Source organism: Cupriavidus pauculus (genome assembly GCF_003854935.1).
Taxonomy (GTDB): Bacteria; Pseudomonadota; Gammaproteobacteria; order Burkholderiales; family Burkholderiaceae; genus Cupriavidus; species Cupriavidus pauculus_C.
Genome location: NZ_CP033969.1, coordinates 1733888 through 1757381, shown reverse-complemented (window position 1 = coordinate 1757381; position 23494 = coordinate 1733888). Strand labels below are relative to the sequence as shown.

The following is a 23494-nucleotide window of genomic DNA, read 5'->3' as shown; positions in this document are numbered from 1 at the left end:
CTTGACCGCGCCCGCCCCTGGCGGGCGGCCGGGCCGGTGATCATGACGTTTTTCCATCCCTAGGAGAATGCATGCTGACCGACGCCCTGCTCGCGTTCCTGCACTACACGGCCATCTTCGTGCTGATCACGCTGATGGCCGCCGAAGCCGTGGTGCTGCGCCCGGACATGACGCCCGCGGCCGTCCGCCGCCTGTCGATCTACGACCTGGTCTATTTCCTGTCGGCGCTGGCCACGCTGGCCACCGGCCTGCTGCGGCTGTTCTACGGCGCCAAGGGCGCGGATTTCTACGTCCACAACCCCTGGTTCCACGCCAAGATGACGGTATTCGTGGTGATCGCGCTGTGCTCGCTGCCGCCCACGTTCATGTTCGCCCGGTGGCGCAAGCAGGCGCGGCACCTGCCCGACTTCGTGCCGACGCCGGCCGAGATCCGCAAGGCCCGCCGGTGGGTCATGATCGAGGCCCACCTGGTGATCCTGCTGCCGCTGTGCGCCGTGATGATGGCGCGCGGCATCGGCATCCGCTGACCCGGCCGACTTTGCTCCCGTGAGGCTGGCGCGCAACGTACGCGCCGGCCCTTCCAAGATTCCCGATCCGTACCACGCTGACATGCTGAAGACCCTGCTCACGGCCGCCGCGCTGTCCCTGACCGCCTTGTCCCTGACCGCCCCGGCCCATGCCGCCGCCGGCAACTGGCCTACCAAACCGCTGCGCTTTGTCGTGCCCTACCCGGCCGGCGGCCCGCTGGACACCGTGGCGCGCGCCATCGGCGAGAAGCTGCGCGACAGCCTGGGCCAGCCGGTGGTGGTGGAAAACAAGCCCGGCGCGGGCGGCAACCTGGGCGCCGACTACGTCGCCAAGCAACCGGCCGACGGCTACACGATCCTGATGGGCGCGGTGGCCACGCACGCGATCAACCCCACGCTGTTCACGAAGATGCCGTACGACCCGGTCAAGGACTTCGCGCCGATCACGCTGGTGGCCGACGTGCCGAACGTGCTGGTGATGCACCCGGGCAAGGCCGCCGAGCTGCAGATCAACAACGTGCGCGACCTGGTGGAATACGCGCGCAAGCATCCGGGCAAGCTCGACTATGCGTCGGGCGGCAACGGCAGCGCGGGCCACCTGTCCGGCGAGCTGTTCAAGAGCATGGCGCGCATCAGCATGGTCCATATCCCGTACAACGGCGCCTCGCCGGCCCAGCTGTCGGTGCTGTCGGGCCAGACCGACCTGATCTTCGACAACCTGGCGTCGGCATCGGCCAACATCAAGGCCGGCAAGCTCAAGGCGTTCGCCGTGACCACGGCCGGCCGCGCCGCCATGTTCCCCGAACTGCCGACGATTGCCGAGGCCGGCAAGGGCCTGGGGCTGGAAGGCTTCGATATCTCCACCTGGTTCGGGGTGCTGGCGCCGGCCGGCACGCCGCGCGAGATCGTCGACCGCCTGAACCACGACATCGTCACCATCCTGAAAACCGACGACATGAAGGCCCGCCTGGCCCGCATCGGCGCCCAGCCGGCGCCGACCACGCCCGAGCAGTTCGGCGCGCTGATCCAGCGCGAGCTGAAGAAGTACGGTCAGGTGGTCAAGGTTTCCGGCGCGAAGGTGGACTGAGCGGCCGGGCCCGGTCCCGCAGGCGCCACAGCCGCGCCTTGTCGTCCCGGGCCTCCTCGGCCGCGTTGCGCGGCAGCAGCAGCCCCACCTGGACGATCCGGGGCCCTTCCATCCGCGTGACCGACAGCCGCAGGCCGGCAATCTCCACGGTGTCGCCCTCCACGGGCGGCGACGGAAAGGCGGCCAGCATCGCCTCGGCCAGCGTGCTGTCCTGCTGGCCGGGCGGCAGCGGGCCGGCGCCGTAGAGCGCGGCGACGTCCGCGAGCCGCGCCTCGGCATCGAGCAGGAAGTCGTGGGCCACCTGGTCCCAGGCGGGCGGCGTGGTCTCGGTCAGGAACATCCGCGACAGCCGCGGCAGCGCCGGCGTGGGCGCCAGCACGGACACGATGTCGCCGGCGCGCAGCACCACCTGGTCCAGCGGCACCAGCTCGCCGTCGCGCGCCACCGACACCAGCGCGCTGCGCGGCGGCAGTTCCACTTGGTCCGCGCGCAGGTCCTGCATCGACGCATTGGGCGCCACCATGAACTGCATCAACTCCAGCCCGGGCGGATGCACGCCGCGCAGGCGCTCGCGCGAGATCGGCTCGTCGTAGCGCGGGCGCAGCACCCGCGCCAGCCGGGCGGCCAGCGCCACGGTCGTGCCCTGGCACAGCAGGCTGGCCAGCACCACGGCAAACGCCAGCCGGAACAGCAGCCCGGAATCCTCCATGCCCTGCAGCAGCGGGAACAGCGACAGCACGATCGGCACCGCGCCGCGCAGCCCCATCCAGGCCACGAAGCCTTTCTCGCGCACGTTGAAGCGGAACGGCAGCAGCGCCAGGAACACGGCCACGGGCCGCGCCACGCACATCAGGAACAGCGCCAGGGCCACGGCCGGCAGCGCGATGTCCCAGATCCGGTGCGGCGTGACCAGCAGGCCCAGCAGCAGGAACATCGCCGACTGCGCCAGCCACGCCATGCCGTCCATCGCCCGCAGCACGGCCTCGCCCACGGCGTGGTCGCGGTTGCCGACGATCACGCCCACCAGGTAGACCGCCAGGAACCCGCTGCCGCCGAACGACTGGACGATCGCCCAGATCATGCAGCCGGCCGAGCAGATCAGGATGGCCTGCAGCCCTTCGGCGACATTGACGCGCTCCATCACGTTGGCCATGCAATAGCCCAGACCGATGCCCAGCACGCCGCCCACGCCGAACTGGACCACCAGCCGCCAGGCCAGCGCCCCGGGCGACAGCCCCTGCGGCGCCGTGATCCATTCGATCAGCGTCAGGGTCAGGAAGATCGCCATCGGGTCGTTCAGCCCCGATTCGATCTCCAGCACGCTGGCCACGCGCTCCTTGAGCCGGATGCCGCTGCTGTTGAGCAGCGAGAAGACCGCCGCGGCGTCGGTGGAACCGACGATGGCGCCCAGCAGCAGGCCCAGCTTCCAGTCGATGCCGAGCATCCATGTGGCAAACACGCCGACCATCACGGCCGTCACGAACACCCCGACCGTGGCCAGCGACAGCGACGGCCGCAGCGCCACCCGGAACGTGGCCAGCCGCGTGCGCAGCCCGCCGTCCAGCAGGATCACGGCCAGCGCCACATTGCCCACCAGGAAGCTGAGCCAGGTATTGGAAAAGCGGATGCCGCCCGGGCCATCGACGCCGGCGGCCATGCCCACCCCCAGGAACACGAGCAGGAACGGCACCCCGAAGCGCGCCGAGAACACGCCGAGCAGGATGCCCACCGTCATCACCAGCGCGCCGATCAGGATGGCATGGTCGATCGCTTCCAAGCAGGCTCCTGTGAGGGGTCTTGTCGGGTAGCCGGCCCGGCCACGCGGGGGGCCCGGCCCGCCGCTGTCTGTCGTGGGTTGGCGGATTCGATCCTTACGATCATAGGCGGCGGCAGGCGCCCGGTCTGTCCGGCTCCGTCCTGCCCGGGGGACGTCCGCCTGCGCGTATTCCCTGGATTTTTTCTTGTATCGTCAACGACTTACCGTTGCCTTTCAGACGTCTGCGTAGGGACATACCCTGAGGTTGCCACTTAATGCAGACATATGAAAGGTGGCTGAAAGGATGCGCTTTTACCTTCCACCCTGCCGCGACCGGGGAGCTTTCGTCGCGTCGATTTCTAGCAGTCATATCGAGGAGAATCATTTTGCGCATACGTAGCCAAAAGGACTTTGCCTCCGGCCTGATGTTCATTCTGGTCGGCCTGGGCTTTTCCTTCGTCGCCCGTGGCTATTCCATGGGAACAGCCGCCAAGATGGGACCGGGATACTTCCCGTTCTGGCTCGGCATCGTGCTCGCCATCCTGGGCGCGCTCGTCCTGTGGGGTTCGCTGTCGTCCAAGGGCGAAGACGACCAGCTTGCACGCTGGGACCTGAAGATCCTGCTGTGGATCCTGGGCTCGGTGGTGCTGTTCGGCCTGCTGCTCAAGCCGCTGGGCATGGTGCTGTCGGTGGTGGTACTGGTACTGGTCTCCTCGATGGCCAGCCATGAATTCAGCTGGAAGGGTGCAGTCCTGAACGCGATCATCCTCGTGCTGATCAGCCTGGGCGCGTTCGTGTACGGCATCAACCTCCAGATGCCGGTGTGGCCGGCTTTCCTGGCAAGCTAAGGAGACGGCCCTCATGGAACTGTTGACCAACCTGGGACTGGGCTTTTCCACCGCCCTGTCCTTCCAGAACATCGCCTACGCGTTCCTGGGCTGCGTGCTCGGGACGCTGATCGGCGTGCTGCCGGGCCTGGGCCCGCTGGCCACCATCGCGATGCTGCTGCCCGTGACCTACACGCTGCCCCCGGTGGCGGCGCTGATCATGCTGGCCGGTATCTACTACGGTGCCCAGTACGGCGGCTCCACCACGGCCATCCTGGTGAACCTGCCGGGCGAATCGTCGTCGGTGGTGACCACCATCGACGGCTACCAGATGGCGCGGCGCGGCCGGGCGGGGGTGGCGCTGGCCACCGCTGGCCTGGGTTCGTTCTTCGCCGGCTGCGTGGCCACGCTGATCCTGGCTGCCTTTGCTGCCCCGCTGTCGGAACTGGCGTTCAAGTTTGGCCCTGCCGAGTACTTCTCGCTGATGATCCTGGGCCTGATCGGTGCCGTGGTGCTGGCGTCCGGCTCGCTGGTCAAGGCGATCTCGATGATCGTGCTGGGTCTGCTGCTGGGTCTGGTCGGTACCGACGTGAACTCGGGCGCGGCGCGCTTCTCGTTCGACGTGCCGGAGCTGACCGACGGCCTGAACTTCGTGTCCGTGGCCATGGGCGTGTTCGGCTTTGCCGAAATCATCGCCAACCTGGAGCAGAAGGAAGCGCGTGAGACGTTCACGGACCACGTGACCAACCTGTTCCCGACCAAGGAAGACTTCAAGCGCATGATCCCGGCCGTGCTGCGCGGCACCGCCCTGGGTTCGGCGCTGGGTATCCTGCCGGGCGGTGGTGCATCGCTGGCGTCGTTCGCGGCTTACTCGCTGGAAAAGAAGACGTCGAAGTACCCGCAGGAATTCGGCAAGGGCGCCATCGAAGGCGTGGCCGGTCCGGAATCGGCCAACAACGCGGCCGCCCAGACGTCGTTCATCCCGCTGCTGACGCTGGGCATTCCGCCCAACGCCGTGATGGCGCTGATGGTCGGTGCGATGACGATCCACAACATCCAGCCCGGTCCGCAGGTCATGACCAGCAACCCGGCGCTGTTCTGGGGCCTGATCGCCTCGATGTGGCTCGGCAACCTGATCCTGATCGTGCTGAACCTGCCGATGATCGGCATCTGGGTGAAGCTGCTGAAGGTACCGTACCGCTACCTGTACCCGGCCATCCTGACGTTCTGCTGCATCGGCGTGTACTCGGTCCAGAACACCACGTTCGACGTGTTCCAGACCGCGGCCTTCGGCGTGATCGGCTACCTGTTCATCAAGCTCAAGTGCGAGCCGGCGCCGCTGCTGCTGGGTTTCGTGCTGGGGCCGATGATGGAAGAAAACTTCCGCCGTTCGCTGCTGCTGTCGCGTGGTGACTTCAGCGTGTTCGTGACGCGTCCGCTGTCGCTGGGCCTGCTGATCGCCGCGGCGATCCTGGTGGCGATCGTGGCGATGCCGTCGATCAAGGCGAAGCGCGAGGAAGCGTTCCAGGAAGAGTAAGACTGCCGCGCGGCCCATCGGCCGCGAGCAAGGAAAGGGCGCCCCGGTGGCGCCCTTTTTCTTTTGCCGGCGCGCCATGGCCTAGGTGCCGAACAGCGCCTCGCAGGCGGCCCGGATGGCCTCGGTCACGTGCACGCGGCCGTGGTCGCGCCGCTCCAGCATGCCGATGGTGCGCACCACCGGCTCGCCGCCCGCGCGCAGCGGCAGGATGCGCAGCGCCTTGTCGTCGCGCCAGCGGGCGCGCTTGAGCAGCGGCACGACGGTCACCCCCACCTCCTGGCGCACCAGTTCCACCAGCGCCTCGATCGAATTCAGCTCCAGGTACTCGTTGGTGCGCAGGTGCGCGCGCCGCAGCGCCCGCTCCACCAGCGCGCCGGTGCGCTGGCTGCGATCGAAGCGCAGGAACGGGTTGGCGGCCAGCGCCTGCCGGGCGTCGTCGCCGTGGCTGCCGCGCGACGCAATCGCGACGATCGGCTCGTCGTAGAGCGGGGTCCAGTGCAGCGTGCCCGCCAGCCGGGCCGAGCCCTCCACGACGAACGCGGCGTCAAGCTCGCCGCTTTCCACCATCGCCGCCAGCTCGAACGACTTGGCGCCGATCAGCCGCACGTCCAGCGCCGGGTAGGTCTGCTTGAGCCCCGCCACCACGTGCGACAGCCCGCCCATGACCGATACCACCGCCCCCACCGCCACGGCGCCGGCCATGGCCTCGGCATCGGCCAGCGGCACGCGCATCTCGTCGTACAGCGCCAGCAGCCGGCGCGCCTGGGGCAGCAGCGCGCGGCCGTCGGCATTGAGCACGGCCACCCGGCCGCTGCGGTCGAACAGCGCGCGGCGCAATTCTTGCTCAAGGGAACGCATCTGCAGGCTGACCGCAGCCTGGGTCAGGGCGACCTGGCTGGCGGCGGCCGCAAACGACCCGTGCTCGGCCACGGCCACGAAGGTTCGGAGGAAGCGGATCGTGCTCATGGTTGGTGCATCGCGGCGGGCACGGCAGCCCGGCCAGCGAATCACAAGTTTTTCTTGTCAATCAAGCAAGGAATATTAACTTTCATTATGGGGCCGGGCGCGGAATAATTTCGGTTTCCTGCCGCAGTTCCACGACGCACCCATCCGTACCGTAGACGCACAATGAACCACTGGCTACGCCATCTTGGCATCGGCCTTGCCACGAGCCTGACCCTGGCCGCCGCACCGGCGCTGGCCGATACCTACCCGAGCAAGCCGATCCGCCTGATCGTGCCGTTCCCGGCCAGCGGCGCCACCGACCTGCTGGCGCGCGCCATTGCGCAGAAGGTGGGCCAGAACATGGGCCAGCAACTCGTGGTGGACAACCGGCCGGGCGCCGGCGGCGCCATCGGTTCGGACATGGCCGCCAAGGCCGCGCCGGACGGCTACACGATCCTGATCGCCACCACCAGCACGCACTCGATCGGCCCGTTCATCAACACGCGCCTGCCGTACAACACCGAGACCGACTTCACGCCGATCGGCCAGGTGGCCACGGCCACGAACGTGCTGGTGGTGCCGAACCAGCTGCCGGTCAAGAACGTCAAGGAACTGATCGACTACGCCAAGAAGCATCCGGGCGAGCTGAACTACGCGTCCAGCGGCAACGGCACGGTCGTCCACCTGACGGCCGAGGCGTTCAAGGCCCAGGCTGGCGTGTTCATCACCCATATCCCCTACCGCGGCACCGCGCTGGCCGTGCCCGACCTGATCTCGAACAAGGTGCAGGTGCTGTTCGACAGCATCGTCTCGGGCATGCCGCACGTGAAGGACGGCAAGCTCAAGGCGCTGGCCGTGACGAGCCTGAAGCGGTCGCCTCTGGCGCCCGAACTGCCGACGGCCAGCGAATCGGGCCTGCCGGGCTTCGAATCGGACACGTGGTTCGGCATCTACGGTCCCAAGGGCCTGCCGCCCGAGATCGTCAGCCGCCTGAACGCCGAGTTCAACAAGGCCATCCAGTCCCAGGACGTGCGCGACCGCCTGGCCAAGCTGGGCGCCGAACCGGTGGGCGGCACGCCCGCCCAGTTCGCCGCGATGGTCCGGAAGGACAGCGCCCGCTGGGGCAAGCTGATCAAGGACCGCAAGATCCAGGTGGACTGATGCCCACGCCGGCCAGCCCATACAACGCATAGCATTACTACGAGACAACCATGCACACCTTCAACTGGACCAACCCCTACCCCACCGTGCGCATTCCGCTGTTTGCGCGCAACGTGGTCTCGACGTCGCACCCGCTGGCGGCGCAGGCGGGCCTGCGCATGCTGCTCAAGGGCGGCAACGCCGTGGACGCCGCCATCGCGGCGGCCGCCGCGATCACGCTCGTGGAGCCGGTCTCGTGCGGCCTGGGCAGCGACGCCTTCGCCATCCTCTGGGACGGCAAGGAACTGCACGGCCTGAATTCGTCGGGCGTGGCGCCGGCCGCGTGGAATACCGACTACTTCAAGAACAAGTACGGCGCCGACGGCAACGGACTGGCCAACCGGCCGATCCGGGGCTGGGACTCGGTGACCGTGCCGGGCGTGGTGGCCGGCTGGGCCGCGCTGCACGAGCGCTTTGGCAAGCTGCCGTTCGCGGACCTGATGGAGCCGGCCATCGAGATCGCCGAGCGCGGCTACGCCGTGCCGCCGGTGGTGGCGCACAAGTGGGCCGCCGCCGTGCCGGACCTGAAGAACCAGCCGGGCTTTGCCGACACGTTCATGCCCAACGGCCGCGCGCCGCACGTGGGCGAGAAGTTCCAGTTCAAGGCCGCCGCCGAGACGCTGCGCAAGATTGGCGCCACCGGGGGCCGCGCCTACTACGAGGGCGAGATCGCCGAGAAGATCGCCGCGTTCAGCAAGGAATGCGGCGCCGCGATGACGCTGGACGACCTGCGCAACTATCGCCCGGACTGGGTCAAGCCGATCAGCAAGTCCTACCGTGGCTACGAAGTGCACGAGATTCCGCCGAACGGCCAGGGCATCGCCGCGCTGATGGCGCTGGGCATCCTGGACCAGTTCGACGTGGGCGCGCTGCCCGTGGATTCGGTCGATTCGCAGCACCTGCAGATCGAGGCGATGAAGCTGGCCTTTGCCGACCTGTACCGCTACGTGGCCGACCCGCGCAGCATGGAAGTCACGCCCGAGCAGATGCTGGACGACGGCTACCTGAAGTCGCGCGCCAAGCTGATCGACCTGCAGCGCGCCACGCATTTCGACTTCGGCATGCCGCGCACCGGCGGCACGATCTACCTGACCGCCGCCGACGAAAACGGCATGATGATCTCGTTCATCCAGTCGAACTACATGGGTTTTGGCTCTGGCGTAGTGGTGCCGGGTACCGGCATCAGCCTGCAGAACCGTGGCGTGGGCTTCTCGATGGACCCAAAGTCGGCCAACGTGGTGGAAGGCGGCAAGCGCCCGTTCCACACGATCATCCCGGCTTTCCTGACCAAGAATGGCCAGCCGCAGATGAGCTTTGGCGTGATGGGCGGCGACATGCAGCCCCAGGGACACCTGCAGACCGTGGTGCGCATGCTGGACTACAAGCAGCAGCCCCAGGCCGCGTGCTGCGCCCCGCGCTGGAAGGTCAACCGCGACTTCACGCTGGACGTTGAAGGCACCATGGACCCGAACACCGTGGCCGGGCTGAAGGACCGCGGCCACCAGCTCAAGTCGGTGGACGATCCGTACATGGATTTCGGGTCGGGCCAGTTCATCTGGCGCCTGTCGGAAGATGCCGAGCACGGCTACGTGGCCGCCAGCGACAGCCGCCGCGACGGCCAGGCCGTGGGCTTCTGACGCCGCCGGCCCGCTGTCGAACCGGAGTCTCAAGCAGTACCGCAGCAAGCAGTACGAAGTCCTGCAGGGCGCCACGGTCATGCCGTGGCGCCTTTTTTATTGCGGATGCAGGAGGGGAATAGCCGGGTATCAGTAGATCGGCAGGCTCAGGAAGAGCTTGATCACCACGGCGTTGACGAGGTCGATGAAGAACGCGCCCACCATCGGCACGATCAGGAAGGCCAGGTGCGAGGCCCCGAAGCGGTCGGTAATCGCCTGCATGTTGGCAATGGCCGTGGGCGTGGCGCCAAGGCCAAACCCGCAGTGCCCGGCCGCCAGCACGGCCGCGTCATAGTTGCGGCCCATGACGCGGAACGTGACGAAGACCGCATAGAGCGCCATGGCCGCCGTCTGGATCAGCAGGATCAGCACCATCGGCAGCGCCAGCGACGCCAGCTCCCAGAGCCGCAGGCTCATCAGCGCCATCGCCAGGAACATCGACAGGCTGACGTTGCCCAGCACCGACAGCGCGCGATCGAACACCGTGTACCAGCCCAGCAGCGCCAGCCCGTTGCGCAGGACCACGCCGACGAACAGCACCCAGACGAATGTCGGCAGCTCCAGCCAGCTACCCTTGAACACGCCGGCCAGCGCCTGCCCGGCGGTCAGGCAGACCAGGATCAGCGCCAGCGTCTCGATCAGCGCCGACGCGGTGATCGGCCGCACGGCCTGCGGGTTCTCGAACGTCAGCACCTGGTCGTCCGCCGTCACGCCCGGCTTGGCCACGTTGCGCAACAGGTAGCGCGCCACGGGGCCGCCCACCAGCCCGCCCAGCACCAGCCCGAACGTGGCGCACGCCACCCCCAGCTCGGTGGCATAGGACATGCTGAACTGCTCGGCAAACGTCGAGCCCCAGGCGGCGCTGGTGCCGTGACCGCCGGACAGCGCGATCGATCCGGCCAGCAGGCCCGTGGCCGGCGGCAGGCCCAGCGCGCTGGCCAGCCCCACGCCGATCGTGTTCTGGATCACCAGCAGGCCAGCCACGGCGATCAGGAACACGCCGATGGACTTGCCGCCCTGCTTCAGGCTGGCCAGGTTGGCACTGAGCCCGAGCGAGGCAAAGAACGCCAGCATCAGCGGCGTCTGGGCCGACGTGTCGAACTTGACCTGGAAGTCCGCCGTCACGCGGGCCAGCAGCAGGCAGATGGCGACGACGAGGCCGCCCACCACCGGTTCGGGAATGTTGAAGGCCCGCAGCGGCGGGGTGACCTTCAACAGCTTGCGGCCCACCAGCAGCACCAGCGAGGCCGCGACGAGCGTTTCGTAGTTGTTCAATTCCAGCATGGCGATCGATTGGCAGAAAATCTAGATTCTTGGCGCCCGCCCGCCACCCGCCAATCGCCGTCTCCTTAAAAGCGTGCCACCGCAACTGTTCTGCCCCACATGCACGAAACTGTGCATGGCTTCCGGTGGGCAGTTCCGTACACTGGCCGTTCCGTTCCCTGCTTCGGCTCCCCTTCCTTTCTCTCCATCTGCCCTCCACGGCGCGACCCATGGCCACCTACGCTTTCCGCATCGTCAATGTCTTCGCCGAGTCCACGTTCGGCGGCAACCCCCTCTGCGTGTTCGAGGACGCGCGCGGCATGGACGACGCCACCATGCAGGCGCTGGCCCTGCAGTTCAACCTGTCCGAAACGACGTTCGTGCTGCCGTCCGACCAGGCCGACGCCGCCGTGCGGATCTTCACGCCCGGCTACGAGATGCGCTTTGCCGGCCATCCCACGCTCGGCACGGCCCACGTCGTGCGGGACCTCGCCCGCACCGGCGACGCGCTGACGCTGTCCTTCCCGGCCGGCATCGTGCCCGTGACCGCCAGCGGCGACCGCTGGACCCTGACCGCCCCGCATGCCGGCGCACCCCGGACGGCGCCGGCCGGCCTGCCGGACGCCGAGATGGCATCGCTGCTCGGCCTGCAGCCCGACGACCTGGCCGGCGCGCCGATGTGGGTCGACACCGGCGCGGACCAGTTGCTCGTCCCGCTCAAGACGCCCGACGCCGTGCGCCGCGCCCAGCCCGACAGCAGCCGCCTGGACCGCTGGCCGCAAAGCAGCCTGGGCCGCAAGACCGCCTACGTGTTCGCGTTCGATCCGGCCCAGCCGGGCAAGGTCTTGTCCCGCTACTTCTTCACCAAGCAGGGTGGCGGCGTATCCGAGGACCCCGGCACCGGCTCCGCCTGCGCCAACCTGGGCGGCTGGCTGATTGCCACCGGCCATGCCCTGCCCGCACGGTTCGAGGTCGACCAGGGCGAATTCGTCGACCGGCCCTGCCGGCTGGACCTGTCCGTGACCGCCGACGGCGCCATCCGCGTCGGTGGCCGCGTGATCGAACTGGGCCGGGGCACCGTCACGGTCTGAGGCAGCCGGCGCGGTCGGCGCGGCGGGTGCTTTCGCCGCGTTCGCCGTGTGGTGGAGTCGGCGCCGATGCCGGCCCCGGAGTCGGCATTGGTGCCGGCATCCCTGCCGTGCCGCCAAAGCTGTCGCTGTGTCGTCGTCGCTGTGCCCCTGTTTCGCTGTTTCATCATGCCGGGATCGCGGTGCGCCATACTGGCACCTCCGTGGTCCCGTCCGCCCTGTTGAGCCATCCCATGCCCCCGCACACCCCCTCGCCCGCTCCCTCCCACGACATTGCCCAGCTTGCCGACCTCGAAGCGCTGTACGACGAACCGCGCGGCGCGTCGCTGGCGAAGGAGGTCGACTACCTGCACCCCCACTACCGCGCCTTCGTCGACGCCTCGCCGTTCTGCCTGCTCTCGACCCAGAACGAGCACGGCGGCGACTGCTCCCCGCGCGGCGACGGGCCGGGCTTCGTGCAGGTGCTCGACGACCGCACCCTGCTGCTGCCCGACCGCCGTGGCAACAACCGCATCGACAGCCTGCGCAACATCCTCAAGGACCCGCGCGTCGGCCTGCTGTTCCTGGTGCCCGGCGTCAACGAGACGCTGCGCATCAGCGGCACCGCCACCATCAGCACCGATCCCGCGCTGATCGCCCGCTGCGTGGTCCAGGGCAAGGCGCCCACCACGGTGTTGGTGATCCGCATCCACTCGGCCTTCTTCCAGTGCGCCCGGGCCCTGCTGCGCTCGCGCCTGTGGGCCGCCGACGCCCAGATATCGCGCGACACGCTGCCCAGCACCGGCACGATGGTGGCCGACCTGAGCCAGAACGCGATTGACGGCGCCGCCTACGACCGCGAACTGCCCGAGCGCATCCGCACCACGCTCTACTAGCGCCAGTAGCGCTACTGGCGCTACCAGGGCCTCAGCCGGGCGGGCGCGGCAGCCACTCCGGCGCGTGCGAGCCCAGCGGCACCGACGGCAGCGTCCAGTGCGCGGGCGTCTCGGACAGCTTCGCCGCGTGCCGGACGACGGTCAGTTCGCCGAAGCCCGATTCGGCCACTTCCAGCAGGTCCGACACCTCGTCGATATGCTGGTCCGGCACGGTCACGCCGTCGGGCACACGGCCCAGACTGCGCAGCCACTGTCCCACCTGCGCCAGCGACACGCGCACCAGCCAGCTGCCGCCCTCCACCGAGCGCCGGTGCAGCGCGGCCATCGCGCCGAACGCCAGCAGGTAGCCGGTGGCGTGGTCCAGCACCTGCGCCGGCAGCGGCCGGGGTTCGGCGCTGCCGGCCGCCCGCGCCTCGTCGTCGTTGATGCCGGTGGCCGTCTGCACCAGCGAATCGAAGCCGCGCTTGCCCGACCACGGGCCCACATGGCCGTAGGCCGACAGCGAGACATAGACAATGCCGGGCCGCGCCCGCGCCGCCGCCTCGGGCCCGGCGCCGAGTTCCGCCAGCCCGTTGGGGCGATAGCCCTGCACCACCACGTCCGCGCCGTGAAACAGCTTGTGCAGCGTGCGCTTGTCGTCGGGGTCGCGCAGGTCCAGCTGGCACGACCGCTTGCCGCGCCCCGTGTCGATGACCAGCGACGGCATCGACGGCAGGTGCGCCGCCGTCACCAGCAGCACGTCGGCCCCGTGGGCGGCCAGCGTGCGGCCGGCCACCGGCCCGGCGATGATCCGCGTGAAATCGAGCACCCGCACGCCGGACAGCGGCCGGGCGTCGACATTGATCTCGGCGTGCGGCGGAAAGGCCGGCAACGGCTCGGGCGGCGCCTCGCCAATCTTCTCGATGGTCACGGGCGGCAGGCCGGCCAGCGCCTGGGCCTGCGGATGGCGCAGCCACGTCTCCAGCGAGCGCTGGGCGGCCACGACCATGCCGGCGTCCGACGCCACGGTCTCGAAGTCCTCGGCCTTCCAGTGCGCAAGCGCGGCGCGCACGGCGTCCCGGTCATGCGCGCACTTGAGGATCTTCAGCACGCCATCCCGGTGGTGCGGGAAGTTCGTATGCAGGCGCACCCAGCCGCCATCCCCGCACGGATACAGGCCGGCGATCTTCTCCCACAGCTCGGGGGCCGGGCCGCCGTTGACCCGCAGGTAGCGTTCGCTGCGGAATTCGGCCAGCGCGTGCCGCATGTCGACCGACACCGACTGCCAGCGGCCGGTCCGCTGCGCCCAGAGCGCGGCGGCGGCCAGCGCGGACGCCCCCAGGCTGGCCTGCGCCGCCGTGCCGATGGCGAAGCTCGATGGGAGGATCGGGTCCGCACCGGTCAGGGTCAGGTGGGACAGCGCGTCCGGCGGCATGGCGGCGTCGCGCCACAGCGCGGCAAGCGCGTCGGCGGGCGCCTGGTGGGTCGATCCGGCAAGGCCGGCAGAACTGGCGGCATTCATGGCGTGTTTTCCTGCGGCAAGAAATGGGGCGGCATGCGACGATGGCGTCGCACGGACGGACACGGCGCAGCAGTACCGTGCCGTGGATTCTGCACCACCTCGCCCGGCCGCGGGGTTGAGACGATTCTTAAAATGCGGAGCCACTGCCGTGTCGCCCCGCAAGCACGGTAAAATCGCCCCATTCGTCGCAGCCTCTGCGCACCAGATCCCAGGAACATCAGGACGCGCGGCAGGGTCAATCCAGACCCGGGCCGCGCCTTCCAGCTATCGAGCCGCATGTGATGCGGCGCCAACATGAGCCACGACAACAAGCCTACCGACACGCCCGCCGCCTCCAACTTCCTGCGGACCATCATCGACCAGGACCTCGCCGCCGGCACCTACGCCGGCCGCGCGGACACGCAGGGCGCGCCGCTGCCGACCGTCATCACGCGCTTCCCGCCGGAGCCGAACGGCTACCTGCACATCGGCCACGCCAAGAGCATCTGCGTGAATTTCGGGCTCGCGCGCGACTACGGCGGCCGCTGCCACCTGCGCTTCGACGACACGAATCCGGTGAAGGAAGACACCGAGTACGTGGACTCGATCATCGACGCCGTGCACTGGCTGGGCTTCTCGTGGGACGCCAGCCAGCCCGGCGCCGCACCGCACCTGTACTACGCGAGCGATTACTTCGACCGCCTGTACCAGTTCGCCGAGACGCTGATCGAGCGCGGCGTGGCCTATGTGGACAGCCAGAGCGCCGAGCAGATCGCCGCGAACCGGGGCAACTTCTCGGAGCCGGGCAAGCCGTCGCCCTTCCGCGACCGCACGGTCGAGGAAAACCTGGCGCTGTTCCGCGACATGCGCGCCGGCAAGTACGCCGACGGCGAGCACGTGCTGCGGGCCAAGATCGACATGGCCGCGCCGAACATCGTCATGCGCGACCCGGTGCTGTACCGGATCCGCCACGCCCATCACCACCGCACGGGCGACAAGTGGTGCATCTACCCGATGTACGACTTCACCCACTGCATCTCGGACGCGATCGAGCACATCACGCATTCGCTGTGCACGCTGGAGTTCGAGAACAACCGCCCGCTCTACGACTGGGTGCTGGAACACCTGCGCGACGCCGGCGTCTTTGCCAGCCCGCTGCCGCACCAGTACGAGTTCGCGCGCCTGAACCTGACCTACGCGATCACCAGCAAGCGCAAGCTCAAGCAGCTTGTGGACGAGCGCCGCGTGGACGGCTGGGACGACCCGCGCATGCCGACTATCGTCGGCATCCGCCGGCGCGGCTATACGCCGGAGTCGATCCAGCTGTTCTGTGACCGCGTGGGCGTGTCCAAGGCCGACAGCTGGATCGACATGAGCACGCTGGAAGGCGCCGTGCGCGACGACCTGGACGCCCGCGCGCCGCGCAGCGTGGCCGTGCTGGACCCGGTCAAGCTGATCCTGGACAACTACCCCGAGGGCCAGAGCGAGGAATGCTCGGCGCCGGTGCACCCGAAGCAGCCCGAGATGGGCCGCCGCGTGTTCCCGCTGTCGCGCGAGCTGTGGATCGAGCGCGAGGACTTCAACGAGAACCCGCCGAAGGGCTATTTCCGCCTGTTCCCGGGCAACAAGGTGCGCCTGCGCTACGGCTACGTGATCGAGTGCACGGGCGTGGACAAGGACGCGGACGGCAACGTGGTGGCCGTGCATGCGAACTACCTGCCCGAGACCAAGAGCGGCACGCCGGGCGCCGACAGCGTCAAGGTCAAGGGCAACATCCACTGGGTCAGCGCGGCCCACGCCTGCGCGGCCGAGGTGCGGCTGTACGACCGCCTGTTCAACGACCCGAACCCGGACGCGGGCGGCAAGAACTTCCTGGACGCGCTGCATCCCGATTCCAAGAAGGTCGTGACCGCCTACCTGGAGCCGGGCCTGCGCGACGCGCGCCCGGAGGACCGCTTCCAGTTCGAGCGCCATGGCTACTTTGTGGCGGACCGGATCGATTCGCAGCCGGGCAAGCCGGTGTTCAACCGGACGGTCGGGCTTAAGGATAGCTGGGGCAAGTGATGGCGCAGACGATCACGTTCCCGCTCGACCGCGAGTTCATCGCGCTGAACGACCTGCTGAAGCTGGCGGGCGTCTGTGACAGCGGCGGCGCCGGCAAGGCGCTGGTCGCCGCCGGCGAGGTGGCTGTCGATGGCGCGGCCGAATCGCGCAAGACCGCCAAGATCCGCGCCGGCCAGGTGGTGAACGTCGGCGGCGCCGACGGCATCCGCATCAAGGTCGTCGCGGCCTGACCCGGCGCCGGGTATCGGCACAGCGCCAGATGCCCGGTGCCGCGACTGACAAGGGGGGCGGCATCCGCCGCCTCCGCACCGAAACACGCAAGGAGAGTTATGCCGATCGCGTTCTGGTGTGTGCTGGTAGCGGGCTTGCTGCCGGTGTTGACGGTGTCGATCGCCAAGATGGGCGGCCGCACCGGCTTCGACAACCACGACCCCCGGGCGTGGCTGGAAAAGCAGAGCGGCCGGGCGCGCCGCGCGGACATGGCCCACCGCAACCACTTCGAAGCGTTTCCGTTCTTTGCCGCGGCCGTGCTGGTAGCTAAGCACCTCGACGCCCCGCAGGCGCGCCTGGACGAACTGGCGATGCTCTTCGTCGTCGTCCGCATCCTCTACACGATCTGCTACCTGACCGACCGCGCCACGCTGCGCACGCTGTGCTGGACCATCGGCTACCTGACGGTGGTCGGCATCTTCCTGCTGCCGGTGTTTGTCCATTAAGGAGGGCCGCCATGCCGGGGCCGTACCGTTTCGCCAGGGCTGCGGTCGCGCTGGTCGCCCTGCTTGCCCCGCCGGCCTGGGCGGCACCGACCCAGTACGCCGTCGATCCCACGCATACGAGCGTGTACTTCGAGGCGAGCCATTTCGACCGCACCACCGTCCGAGGCCGGTTCGGCAAGATCGATGGCCGTGTGATCTATGACCCCGCCACCGGCGCCGGCGCGATCGACTTCACCGTCGACACCGACTCAGTCGACAGCGGTAACCGCAGCCTCGACGGGGTGCTCCGGTCCGGCCAGTTTCTCGACGCTCAGAACTTTCCGGTCGCCCGGCTGCAGGCCAACCGCTTTGTCGTGGAAGGGGGGCGGCTGGTCGCCGTCGAAGGCACGTTCACGCTGCACGGGGTGACGCAGCCGCTGCGGCTGGAGGCCGACCGGTTCAGCTGCGGGCAGACCGTGCTGTTCGGCATCCGCCGCGACGTCTGCGGAGGCGACTTTAACGCCACATTTGCGCGCAGCGCGTTCGGCATGACGCGTTTCCTGCCCGATGTCGGCGATACCGTCACGTTGCGGATTTCCGTCGAAGCGGCGCCGGACGGTCCGGCCCCGTGACGCTTGTGCCCCATCCGGCGAAAAAGGGAAAACCACGACGGGCGATGACGACCGCGCGTCACCTTTGCGCGAAAAAAATTCAGTAAAATCAGCGCCTTCCCTCTTCCCATCCTGCCGCGTTTCGCCTATGCGTACCGGCCAGACGCGAGTCAAGATGAGCCTGATTTCCCCGAACGACGTCGTTGCGGCGTCGCTGGCTGCTGCCGGTGCCTGCGCCGTATGTAGCATTCCGTCCAATTTCCTGCGCCGGTTTCCACTCTGGGCCTTCCGTACCTACGGCCGTGGCGCCCTGCTGCTGCCGCTGCTGGCCAGCCTGGTCGGCGTGCTGCTGGCCCGCGTGGCCATGGCCGGCCAGATCAATACCGATGGCGGCCTGGCGCTGGTGGCCGCCGCGGCCTTTCTGGCGCTGGTGCTGGCGTCGGCCGTGCTGCGCTTCTGGCTGGGCGACTACCGCAACCCGAGCCGCGAGCCCTGACCGCTGGGCGCGGCGGCGCACGTTCCCGCGCCGGTTTTCCATCGCGCCGCCGCCCGGATCACGTATGATGCGGCCTTTCGCGTGCCGGGCACGGTCCCGGGCACGCGCCGCAATCCCGATCCCATGGCGCTCAAATCCACGATCTTCAAGGCCGAACTGTCCGTCTCGGACATGGACCGGCCGTACTACGGCAGCCACACGCTGACCATCGCGCAGCATCCGTCCGAGAACGATGCGCGGATGATGGTCCGGCTGCTCGCCTTTGCCTGCGAGGCCAGCGAAACGCTGGCGTTCACGCGCGGCCTGGACGACCCCGACGAGCCCGACCTCTGGGACAAGACGCTGACCGGCGACATCGCCCACTGGATCGACCTGGGCCAGCCCGATGAGACGCGTCTGAAGCGCGCCGCGTCGCGCGCGGACCGCGTCACGGTCTATACCTATCAGAGCGCCAGCGCGCGCGAGTGGTGGAAGGGCATGGCCGGCAAGGCCGGCAAGCTGCGCAACGTGACCGTCTACAATGTGCCGTCCGAAGCGGTCGACGCGCTGGCGCAGATGGCCCAGCGCGCCATGCGCCTGTCCGTCACGATCCAGGATGGCGACATCTGGGTCAGCGACGACGACCACAACGTGCAGTTGACGCGCGAAGTGCTCCAGCGCGCCGAAGACTAGCCGCCTCGGCCAACCCTTTATCGCCACACAGACAAGGAAGACCGCGATGCAAACCACTCCCTCCGGCCTGCAGTTCGAAGACACCGTCGTCGGCTCGGGCGCCGAAGCCACGGCCGGCAAGCACGTGACCGTGCACTACACCGGCTGGCTGTACGAAAACGGCCAGGCTGGCCGCAAGTTCGATTCGAGCAAGGACCGCAACGACCCGTTCGTCTTCCCGCTGGGTGCCGGCCACGTGATCCGCGGCTGGGACGAAGGCGTGCAGGGCATGAAGGTGGGCGGCACGCGCCGCCTGGTGATCCCGGCGGACCTGGGCTATGGCGCCCGCGGCGCCGGCGGCGTGATCCCGCCGAACGCCACGCTGCTGTTCGAAGTGGAGCTGCTGTCGGTCTGAGACCGGCCGGCGCCGGGCTGATCCGGCGCGCCACCCGCAAAAACGGACGCCTCGGCGTCCGTTTGTCATTCCTGGGGGCCCGCGCGGCGCTCAGAAGCCGATCGCCGCGTTGCCCACGTCGATGCGCACCTTGTCGCGGTCCAGCAGCTTGCCGGCATGCCGGGCGAAGTCCTGGGCCCAGGCGGCGTCGGCGGCAAACCGGTTCTCGCCCGAGAACTTGGCGACGTTGAGGATCTTGTCGATCACAAGCACCTTGCCGACCGGGCTGGACGCCTGGCAGTCCAGTTCCGCGTACTCGCGGTCGAACCAGCGCCAGGCGGCGTCGTCGGTCAGCGCCGCCAGATCATTGTCCGCGAGCGTGAATTCAAATTCCTTGCCGCTGCCAAACACCACGGTCAGGGTATGCGCCATGTCCGGTTCTCCGAAGGTCGCTGCACATTGCGCGACAGTTGCACGCCCGTTCGCCGTCAGTTGCACGGCAGTTCCCGGGCGTTAGGGCCCCTATTGTAGTGACCCGGCACCCGATCCGGCCAATCGGCGGCCCCTCGGGCAAGCCCCCGACCGTTGCCTGCTGCACACACCCGGGCACGAATCCGTGGTTTGCTTGCGACGCATCAATGCGCTTTGGATTATTCTTTCAGCCATGGCCATCACCAGACAGGACCTCGAGGCAGACCGGCTGCGCACCAAGCTGTGCAGCTCGCCGGTCGCGTCCTCGCTGCTGCCTGAGGCCGACGTGGAGCGCTCGCTGGGCTGCGCGCTGGCCTGCCGGCCCGATACGGCCGACCTGAACGGCGACGTCTGGGTGTTCGGCTACGGATCGCTGATCTGGAACCCGATGGTCGTCCACACCGAGAGCCGGCTGGCCACGGTGCACGGCTATCACCGGGGCTTCTACCTCTATTCGAAGATCAATCGCGGCACCTGGGACAACCCCGGCCTCGTGCTGGGCCTGGATCGGGGCGGTAGCTGCACGGGCATGGTGTTCCGCATCCCGAGCCACGTGGTGGAGCAGGAATTCCGCGTGCTGTGGCGCCGCGAGATGATGACGGGCGCCTACCACCCGCGCTGGCTGCGCGTGAAGCTGGACCAGGCGCCGGACGCGCCCGAGCAGCGCGCGCTCGCCTTCGTCATGAACCGGTCCCACGCCGGCTACGCCGGGCGCCTGCCCGACGCGCGCGTGGTGGACTGCCTGCGCCATGCCTGCGGCCTGTACGGCCCCGCCCGCGAATACCTGCAACAAACCCTGCTGGGGCTTGCCACGCACGGCGTCGACGATCCTTACCTGGGCCGGCTCTGGCGCCAGCTCCAGGAGCGCGACGCGGCCGAGGTGGCCCGGGCGGCCTGCACCACTGCCACGCCGGTGGCCACCTCGGCCAGCGCGGCAACGCGCCCGGACGACGCCGTGGCCGCCGCCGTCCATCCACACGAAACCGTCTGACCGCAGCCCAACGCCGATCATCATGACGCCCTCCCAGACCCGCCACCGCCGCCAGGCACTTGCCGAAATGCTCGGGTTGATGGGATTGCTGATGGCGGGCGGGCTGCTGGCGGGCCAGGGCGGCCAGACGCTGGCGCGATCGCTGGGCGGCATGCGCGATGCCTCGGCGCCCGCGCCGATGCCGCGCCCGCTGCCGGCCAGCCCGCCATCGCGCGGCGAAGGCATGACCGCGCTGGATCGCAATCTGGTGACAGCGGCCAGCATCGGCGACCTCGATCTCGTGAACCGGCTGCTGCGGGCCGGCGCGTCGCTGTCAGCCGTGGACGAACGCGGCCGCTCGGCGCTGGTGGCCGCCGTCTACAACCGCCGCGGCGACGTGGCGCGCGCGCTGATCATGGCCGGCGCCGACGTGAATCAGAAGGACGGGGAATCGAACAGCGCGTTTCTGCTGGCTTCGGCCACCAACCAGCTCGACATCGTGCGGCTGTCGCTGTCGCACGGCGCCGACGTCCGCAGCACCGACCGCTACGACGGCACCGCGCTGATCGCGGCCAGCCAGCATGGCAACGTGGAAGTGGTGAAGCTGCTGCTGAAGGCCGGCGTACCGGTGGACCGCGTCAACCAGCTCGGCTGGACGGCGCTGCTGGAAGCCATCATCCTGGGCGACGGCAGCACGCGCTACGAGGAAGTGGTGCAACTGCTGCTGGACGCCGGCGCTGACGCCAACCTGGCCGACCGCGAAGGCATCACCCCCTCACGCCACGCCCGCGAGCGCGGCTACAAGACGATGGTGAAGGCGCTGATGCGGGCCCGGGGGCATTGATTCAGGGAGGGTGTTGGCACGACATGTCGCATCTGCGACCTCAACGCCCTCATCCCAGACCCCGCTCCCGCACGGCAGGGGCGGGAGAAATACAGCGAACCCTTCGCCCGCTACCTCACGCCGCCGCCGGCGTCTGCCGCGCGTTCTCGGTTTCCTGTAGCTGTCGCCACATCACCTTGCCCGTGCCCGACTTCGGCAGGGCGTCGACGAATTCCACCACGCGCGGGTACTTGTACGCGGCCATGTTTTCCTTGGCCCATTCGATGATGTCCTCGGGCGTGGTCTTGCCCTTGGCGTCGGCGCGCAGCACCACCACGGCCTTGACCGTTTCGCCGCGGTACGGGTCGCGGGTGCCGATGATGCACGCTTCCTGCACGGCCGGGTGCTTGTACAGCAGGTTTTCCACCTCGGCCGGCCAGACCTTGAAGCCCGACGCGTTGATCATCCGCTTCAGGCGGTCGGTGATGAAGTAGTAGCCTTCTTCGTCCATGCGGCCCAGGTCGCCGGTGCGGAAGTACGTCCGGCCCTCGAACTCGATGAACGCCTCGCGCGTGGCGTCGGGCTTGCCCCAGTAGCCCTTGAACACCTGCGGGCCGCGCACGATGATCTCGCCCACCTCGTTCGGCGGCAGTTCCTGCAGCGTGACCGGGTCCACCACGCGGGCGTCGGTGTTGAACGTCGGCACGCCCAGGCATTGCAGCTTGGCGCGGTCCGACGGGTTGCTGTGCGTCGGCGCCATGGTCTCGGACAGGCCATAGCCTTCCAGGTAGCTCAGGCCGAACTGCGTCTTCAGCCGCTCGGCCACGGCCTGCGGCATGGCCGCGCCGCCGCCGCCGATGTAGCGCAGGCTGCTGACGTCGAAGCTGGCCAGGTTCGGGCTGCCCAGGAAGTCGATCACCATGGTCGGGATGTTGGTCCAGTGCGTGACCTGGTAGCGCGAGATCAGCCGGCCGGCCACCTCGCGGTCCCAGCGCGGCAGCATGACCACGGTGGCGCCGGTGTAGATCGGGCCGTTCATGCCGTACTGCATGCCGGTCACGTGGAACAGCGGCAGCACCGACAGGATCACCGATTCCGCGCCGCTGCCGGACCACGTGGCGCCGCCGATCACGTTGTGCATGACCGAGCGGTGCGTGTGGATGCAGCCCTTGGGAAAGCCCGTGGTACCCGACGTGTACGGCATCACGGCCATGTCGTCGGGCCCGGCCGTATGCGGGCCCGGCTGCTGGCCGGCGCCCAGCGCCTGCGCCCACGGCGTGGCGCCGGCCGGCAGCGGATGCTCGGCGGCCAGCCATGCGGGCGGGGCATCCTCGGGGAATTCGTACGTGGCGGGCAGCGCGTCGGCGTACTGCGTGACCAGCAGGTGCTGGAGCCGCTGGTCGGCCGGGATCTCGGCGTCGGCCTGCATCACGCCGGCCGCCAGGTCTGCCGTGCAGATCGCCACGCGCGCCTGGGCGTCGGTCACGTAGTGCTTGAATTCCTCGGCCCGGTTCATCGGATTGACCGGCACGACCACGGCGTCCGCGCGCAGGATGGCGTAGTAGCTGATGATGAACTGCGGGCAGTTCTGCATGTACAGCAGCACGCGGTCGCCCTTCTTCACGCCGGCCGACTGCTGCAGCCAGCCCGCCAGCGCGGTGGCCTGGTCCTGCAGCGCGCGGAACGTGATGGCGTTGCCGAAATAGCGGATCGCGGCCTTGTCCGCGTAGCGGCGCGCCGAGACTTCGAGGTTGTACCAGAGCGAGGTCTCGGGCAGCACGATCTCGGTCGGCACGCGCTTAGGCCAGAACTGGAAGTGCGGGCGGGCGGGCGTGGTGGTCATGATGTCTCCTGCGGACGGTCTTCGAGGACCAGTTTTTTCGGAAGGCGGGTGTTCGCAGGGTGGGCCCCGCGTAGTGGTCAAGCAATATAACTGAACGACCGTTCTATTTTCAACCGGAGGTTTTCCCGCCCATCGCGCCGGGGGTGCCGGACAGCCGCCGGTTGCAATTTGGGGCTCCGCCCTCACAATAGGGACATTCGGCCGCTGGTGCGGCT

General features: G+C 68.6%; 23 protein-coding genes. 17 read left to right on the top strand and 6 right to left on the bottom strand.

Annotated elements, in window-relative coordinates; all coding sequences use genetic code 11:
* Nucleotides 1-71 precede the first annotated feature (71 nt).
* Together EHF44_RS09810 and EHF44_RS09805 are read left to right on the top strand one after the other, a co-directional pair.
* The gene (locus EHF44_RS09810; RefSeq protein ID WP_124683572.1) at nucleotides 72-527 is read left to right on the top strand and encodes a DUF2214 family protein; all 456 of its coding nucleotides are present in this window, start codon (nucleotides 72-74) and stop codon (nucleotides 525-527) included.
* 82 nt (nucleotides 528-609) lie between these two features.
* Nucleotides 610-1614 carry a Bug family tripartite tricarboxylate transporter substrate binding protein gene (locus EHF44_RS09805; protein ID WP_124683571.1) on the top strand — a complete coding sequence of 335 codons (1005 nt, stop codon included), beginning with the start codon at nucleotides 610-612 and terminating at the stop codon, nucleotides 1612-1614.
* Here EHF44_RS09805 and EHF44_RS09800 read toward each other — a convergent pair.
* Entirely contained in the window at nucleotides 1586-3391 is a 1806-nt protein-coding gene (locus tag EHF44_RS09800) for a potassium/proton antiporter (protein ID WP_124683570.1), read from the bottom strand. The two genes, EHF44_RS09805 and EHF44_RS09800, sit on opposite strands and share 29 nt — an antisense overlap.
* A gap of 365 nt (nucleotides 3392-3756) precedes the next feature.
* On the opposite strand from EHF44_RS09800, the gene EHF44_RS09795 reads away from it, so the two are divergent.
* Both EHF44_RS09795 and EHF44_RS09790 read left to right on the top strand, forming a co-directional pair.
* A complete protein-coding gene (locus EHF44_RS09795) occupies nucleotides 3757-4218 on the top strand; it encodes a tripartite tricarboxylate transporter TctB family protein (protein WP_124683569.1) in 462 nt (153 codons plus the stop codon).
* 13 nt (nucleotides 4219-4231) lie between these two features.
* The gene (locus EHF44_RS09790; protein ID WP_124683568.1) at nucleotides 4232-5734 is read left to right on the top strand and encodes a tripartite tricarboxylate transporter permease; all 1503 of its coding nucleotides are present in this window, start codon (nucleotides 4232-4234) and stop codon (nucleotides 5732-5734) included.
* Nucleotides 5735-5815: 81 nt separating this feature from the next.
* Here EHF44_RS09790 and EHF44_RS09785 read toward each other — a convergent pair whose 3' ends face one another.
* The gene (locus tag EHF44_RS09785) at nucleotides 5816-6700 is read right to left on the bottom strand and encodes a LysR substrate-binding domain-containing protein (RefSeq protein WP_124683567.1); all 885 of its coding nucleotides are present in this window, start codon (nucleotides 6698-6700) and stop codon (nucleotides 5816-5818) included.
* A 162-nt stretch (nucleotides 6701-6862) separates the two neighbouring features.
* On the opposite strand from EHF44_RS09785, the gene EHF44_RS09780 reads away from it, so the two are divergent.
* Both EHF44_RS09780 and ggt read left to right on the top strand, forming a co-directional pair.
* Nucleotides 6863-7840, top strand: coding sequence for a Bug family tripartite tricarboxylate transporter substrate binding protein (locus EHF44_RS09780; protein WP_124683566.1), 978 nt, complete (start codon nucleotides 6863-6865; stop codon nucleotides 7838-7840).
* A gap of 50 nt (nucleotides 7841-7890) precedes the next feature.
* Nucleotides 7891-9516 carry a gamma-glutamyltransferase gene (ggt, locus tag EHF44_RS09775; RefSeq protein ID WP_124683565.1) on the top strand — a complete coding sequence of 542 codons (1626 nt, stop codon included), beginning with the start codon at nucleotides 7891-7893 and terminating at the stop codon, nucleotides 9514-9516.
* Between the two features lie 129 nt (nucleotides 9517-9645).
* Here ggt and gltS read toward each other — a convergent pair whose 3' ends face one another.
* Entirely contained in the window at nucleotides 9646-10839 is a 1194-nt protein-coding gene (gene gltS / locus EHF44_RS09770) for a sodium/glutamate symporter (protein WP_124683564.1), read from the bottom strand.
* Between the two features lie 209 nt (nucleotides 10840-11048).
* On the opposite strand from gltS, the gene EHF44_RS09765 reads away from it, so the two are divergent.
* The gene (locus EHF44_RS09765) at nucleotides 11049-11909 is read left to right on the top strand and encodes a PhzF family phenazine biosynthesis protein (RefSeq protein ID WP_124683563.1); all 861 of its coding nucleotides are present in this window, start codon (nucleotides 11049-11051) and stop codon (nucleotides 11907-11909) included.
* Between the two features lie 230 nt (nucleotides 11910-12139).
* The gene (locus EHF44_RS09760) at nucleotides 12140-12781 is read left to right on the top strand and encodes a pyridoxamine 5'-phosphate oxidase family protein (protein WP_124683562.1); all 642 of its coding nucleotides are present in this window, start codon (nucleotides 12140-12142) and stop codon (nucleotides 12779-12781) included.
* A 31-nt stretch (nucleotides 12782-12812) separates the two neighbouring features.
* On the opposite strand, the gene EHF44_RS09755 is transcribed toward EHF44_RS09760, so the two are convergent.
* Nucleotides 12813-14282 carry a CoA transferase gene (locus EHF44_RS09755; protein WP_124683561.1) on the bottom strand — a complete coding sequence of 490 codons (1470 nt, stop codon included), beginning with the start codon at nucleotides 14280-14282 and terminating at the stop codon, nucleotides 12813-12815.
* Nucleotides 14283-14576: 294 nt separating this feature from the next.
* On the opposite strand from EHF44_RS09755, the gene EHF44_RS09750 reads away from it, so the two are divergent.
* From EHF44_RS09750 to EHF44_RS09720, 7 genes are all read left to right on the top strand, one after another.
* Nucleotides 14577-16325 (top strand): glutamine--tRNA ligase/YqeY domain fusion protein, encoded by a 1749-nt coding sequence (locus EHF44_RS09750; protein ID WP_124683560.1) that lies wholly within the window; start codon nucleotides 14577-14579, stop codon nucleotides 16323-16325.
* Nucleotides 16325-16555: an RNA-binding S4 domain-containing protein gene (locus tag EHF44_RS09745; protein WP_124683559.1), complete on the top strand. Its 231-nt coding sequence runs from the start codon at nucleotides 16325-16327 to the stop codon at nucleotides 16553-16555. Before EHF44_RS09750 ends, EHF44_RS09745 begins: the two co-directional genes overlap by 1 nt.
* Before the next feature lie 99 nt (nucleotides 16556-16654).
* Nucleotides 16655-17041: an MAPEG family protein gene (locus EHF44_RS09740; protein ID WP_124683558.1), complete on the top strand. Its 387-nt coding sequence runs from the start codon at nucleotides 16655-16657 to the stop codon at nucleotides 17039-17041.
* Nucleotides 17042-17052: 11 nt separating this feature from the next.
* On the top strand, nucleotides 17053-17652 hold the full coding sequence (locus EHF44_RS09735; protein WP_124683557.1) for a YceI family protein: 600 nt from the start codon (nucleotides 17053-17055) through the stop codon (nucleotides 17650-17652).
* Between the two features lie 154 nt (nucleotides 17653-17806).
* Nucleotides 17807-18127 carry a hypothetical protein gene (locus tag EHF44_RS09730; protein WP_124683556.1) on the top strand — a complete coding sequence of 107 codons (321 nt, stop codon included), beginning with the start codon at nucleotides 17807-17809 and terminating at the stop codon, nucleotides 18125-18127.
* A gap of 123 nt (nucleotides 18128-18250) precedes the next feature.
* Nucleotides 18251-18799 (top strand): YaeQ family protein, encoded by a 549-nt coding sequence (locus tag EHF44_RS09725; RefSeq protein ID WP_124683555.1) that lies wholly within the window; start codon nucleotides 18251-18253, stop codon nucleotides 18797-18799.
* A gap of 46 nt (nucleotides 18800-18845) precedes the next feature.
* Entirely contained in the window at nucleotides 18846-19193 is a 348-nt protein-coding gene (locus EHF44_RS09720) for an FKBP-type peptidyl-prolyl cis-trans isomerase (RefSeq protein WP_124683554.1), read from the top strand.
* Between the two features lie 90 nt (nucleotides 19194-19283).
* On the opposite strand, the gene EHF44_RS09715 is transcribed toward EHF44_RS09720, so the two are convergent.
* Nucleotides 19284-19604: a hypothetical protein gene (locus EHF44_RS09715; protein WP_124683553.1), complete on the bottom strand. Its 321-nt coding sequence runs from the start codon at nucleotides 19602-19604 to the stop codon at nucleotides 19284-19286.
* A 232-nt stretch (nucleotides 19605-19836) separates the two neighbouring features.
* Between EHF44_RS09715 and EHF44_RS09710 the strand changes: the two genes are divergently transcribed.
* Both EHF44_RS09710 and EHF44_RS09705 read left to right on the top strand, forming a co-directional pair.
* On the top strand, nucleotides 19837-20634 hold the full coding sequence (locus EHF44_RS09710) for a gamma-glutamylcyclotransferase (protein ID WP_124683552.1): 798 nt from the start codon (nucleotides 19837-19839) through the stop codon (nucleotides 20632-20634).
* A 22-nt stretch (nucleotides 20635-20656) separates the two neighbouring features.
* Nucleotides 20657-21457: an ankyrin repeat domain-containing protein gene (locus tag EHF44_RS09705; protein WP_216643973.1), complete on the top strand. Its 801-nt coding sequence runs from the start codon at nucleotides 20657-20659 to the stop codon at nucleotides 21455-21457.
* Between the two features lie 115 nt (nucleotides 21458-21572).
* Here EHF44_RS09705 and EHF44_RS09700 read toward each other — a convergent pair whose 3' ends face one another.
* Nucleotides 21573-23279 (bottom strand): long-chain fatty acid--CoA ligase, encoded by a 1707-nt coding sequence (locus tag EHF44_RS09700; protein ID WP_124683551.1) that lies wholly within the window; start codon nucleotides 23277-23279, stop codon nucleotides 21573-21575.
* Between the last annotated feature and the right edge of the window lie 215 nt (nucleotides 23280-23494).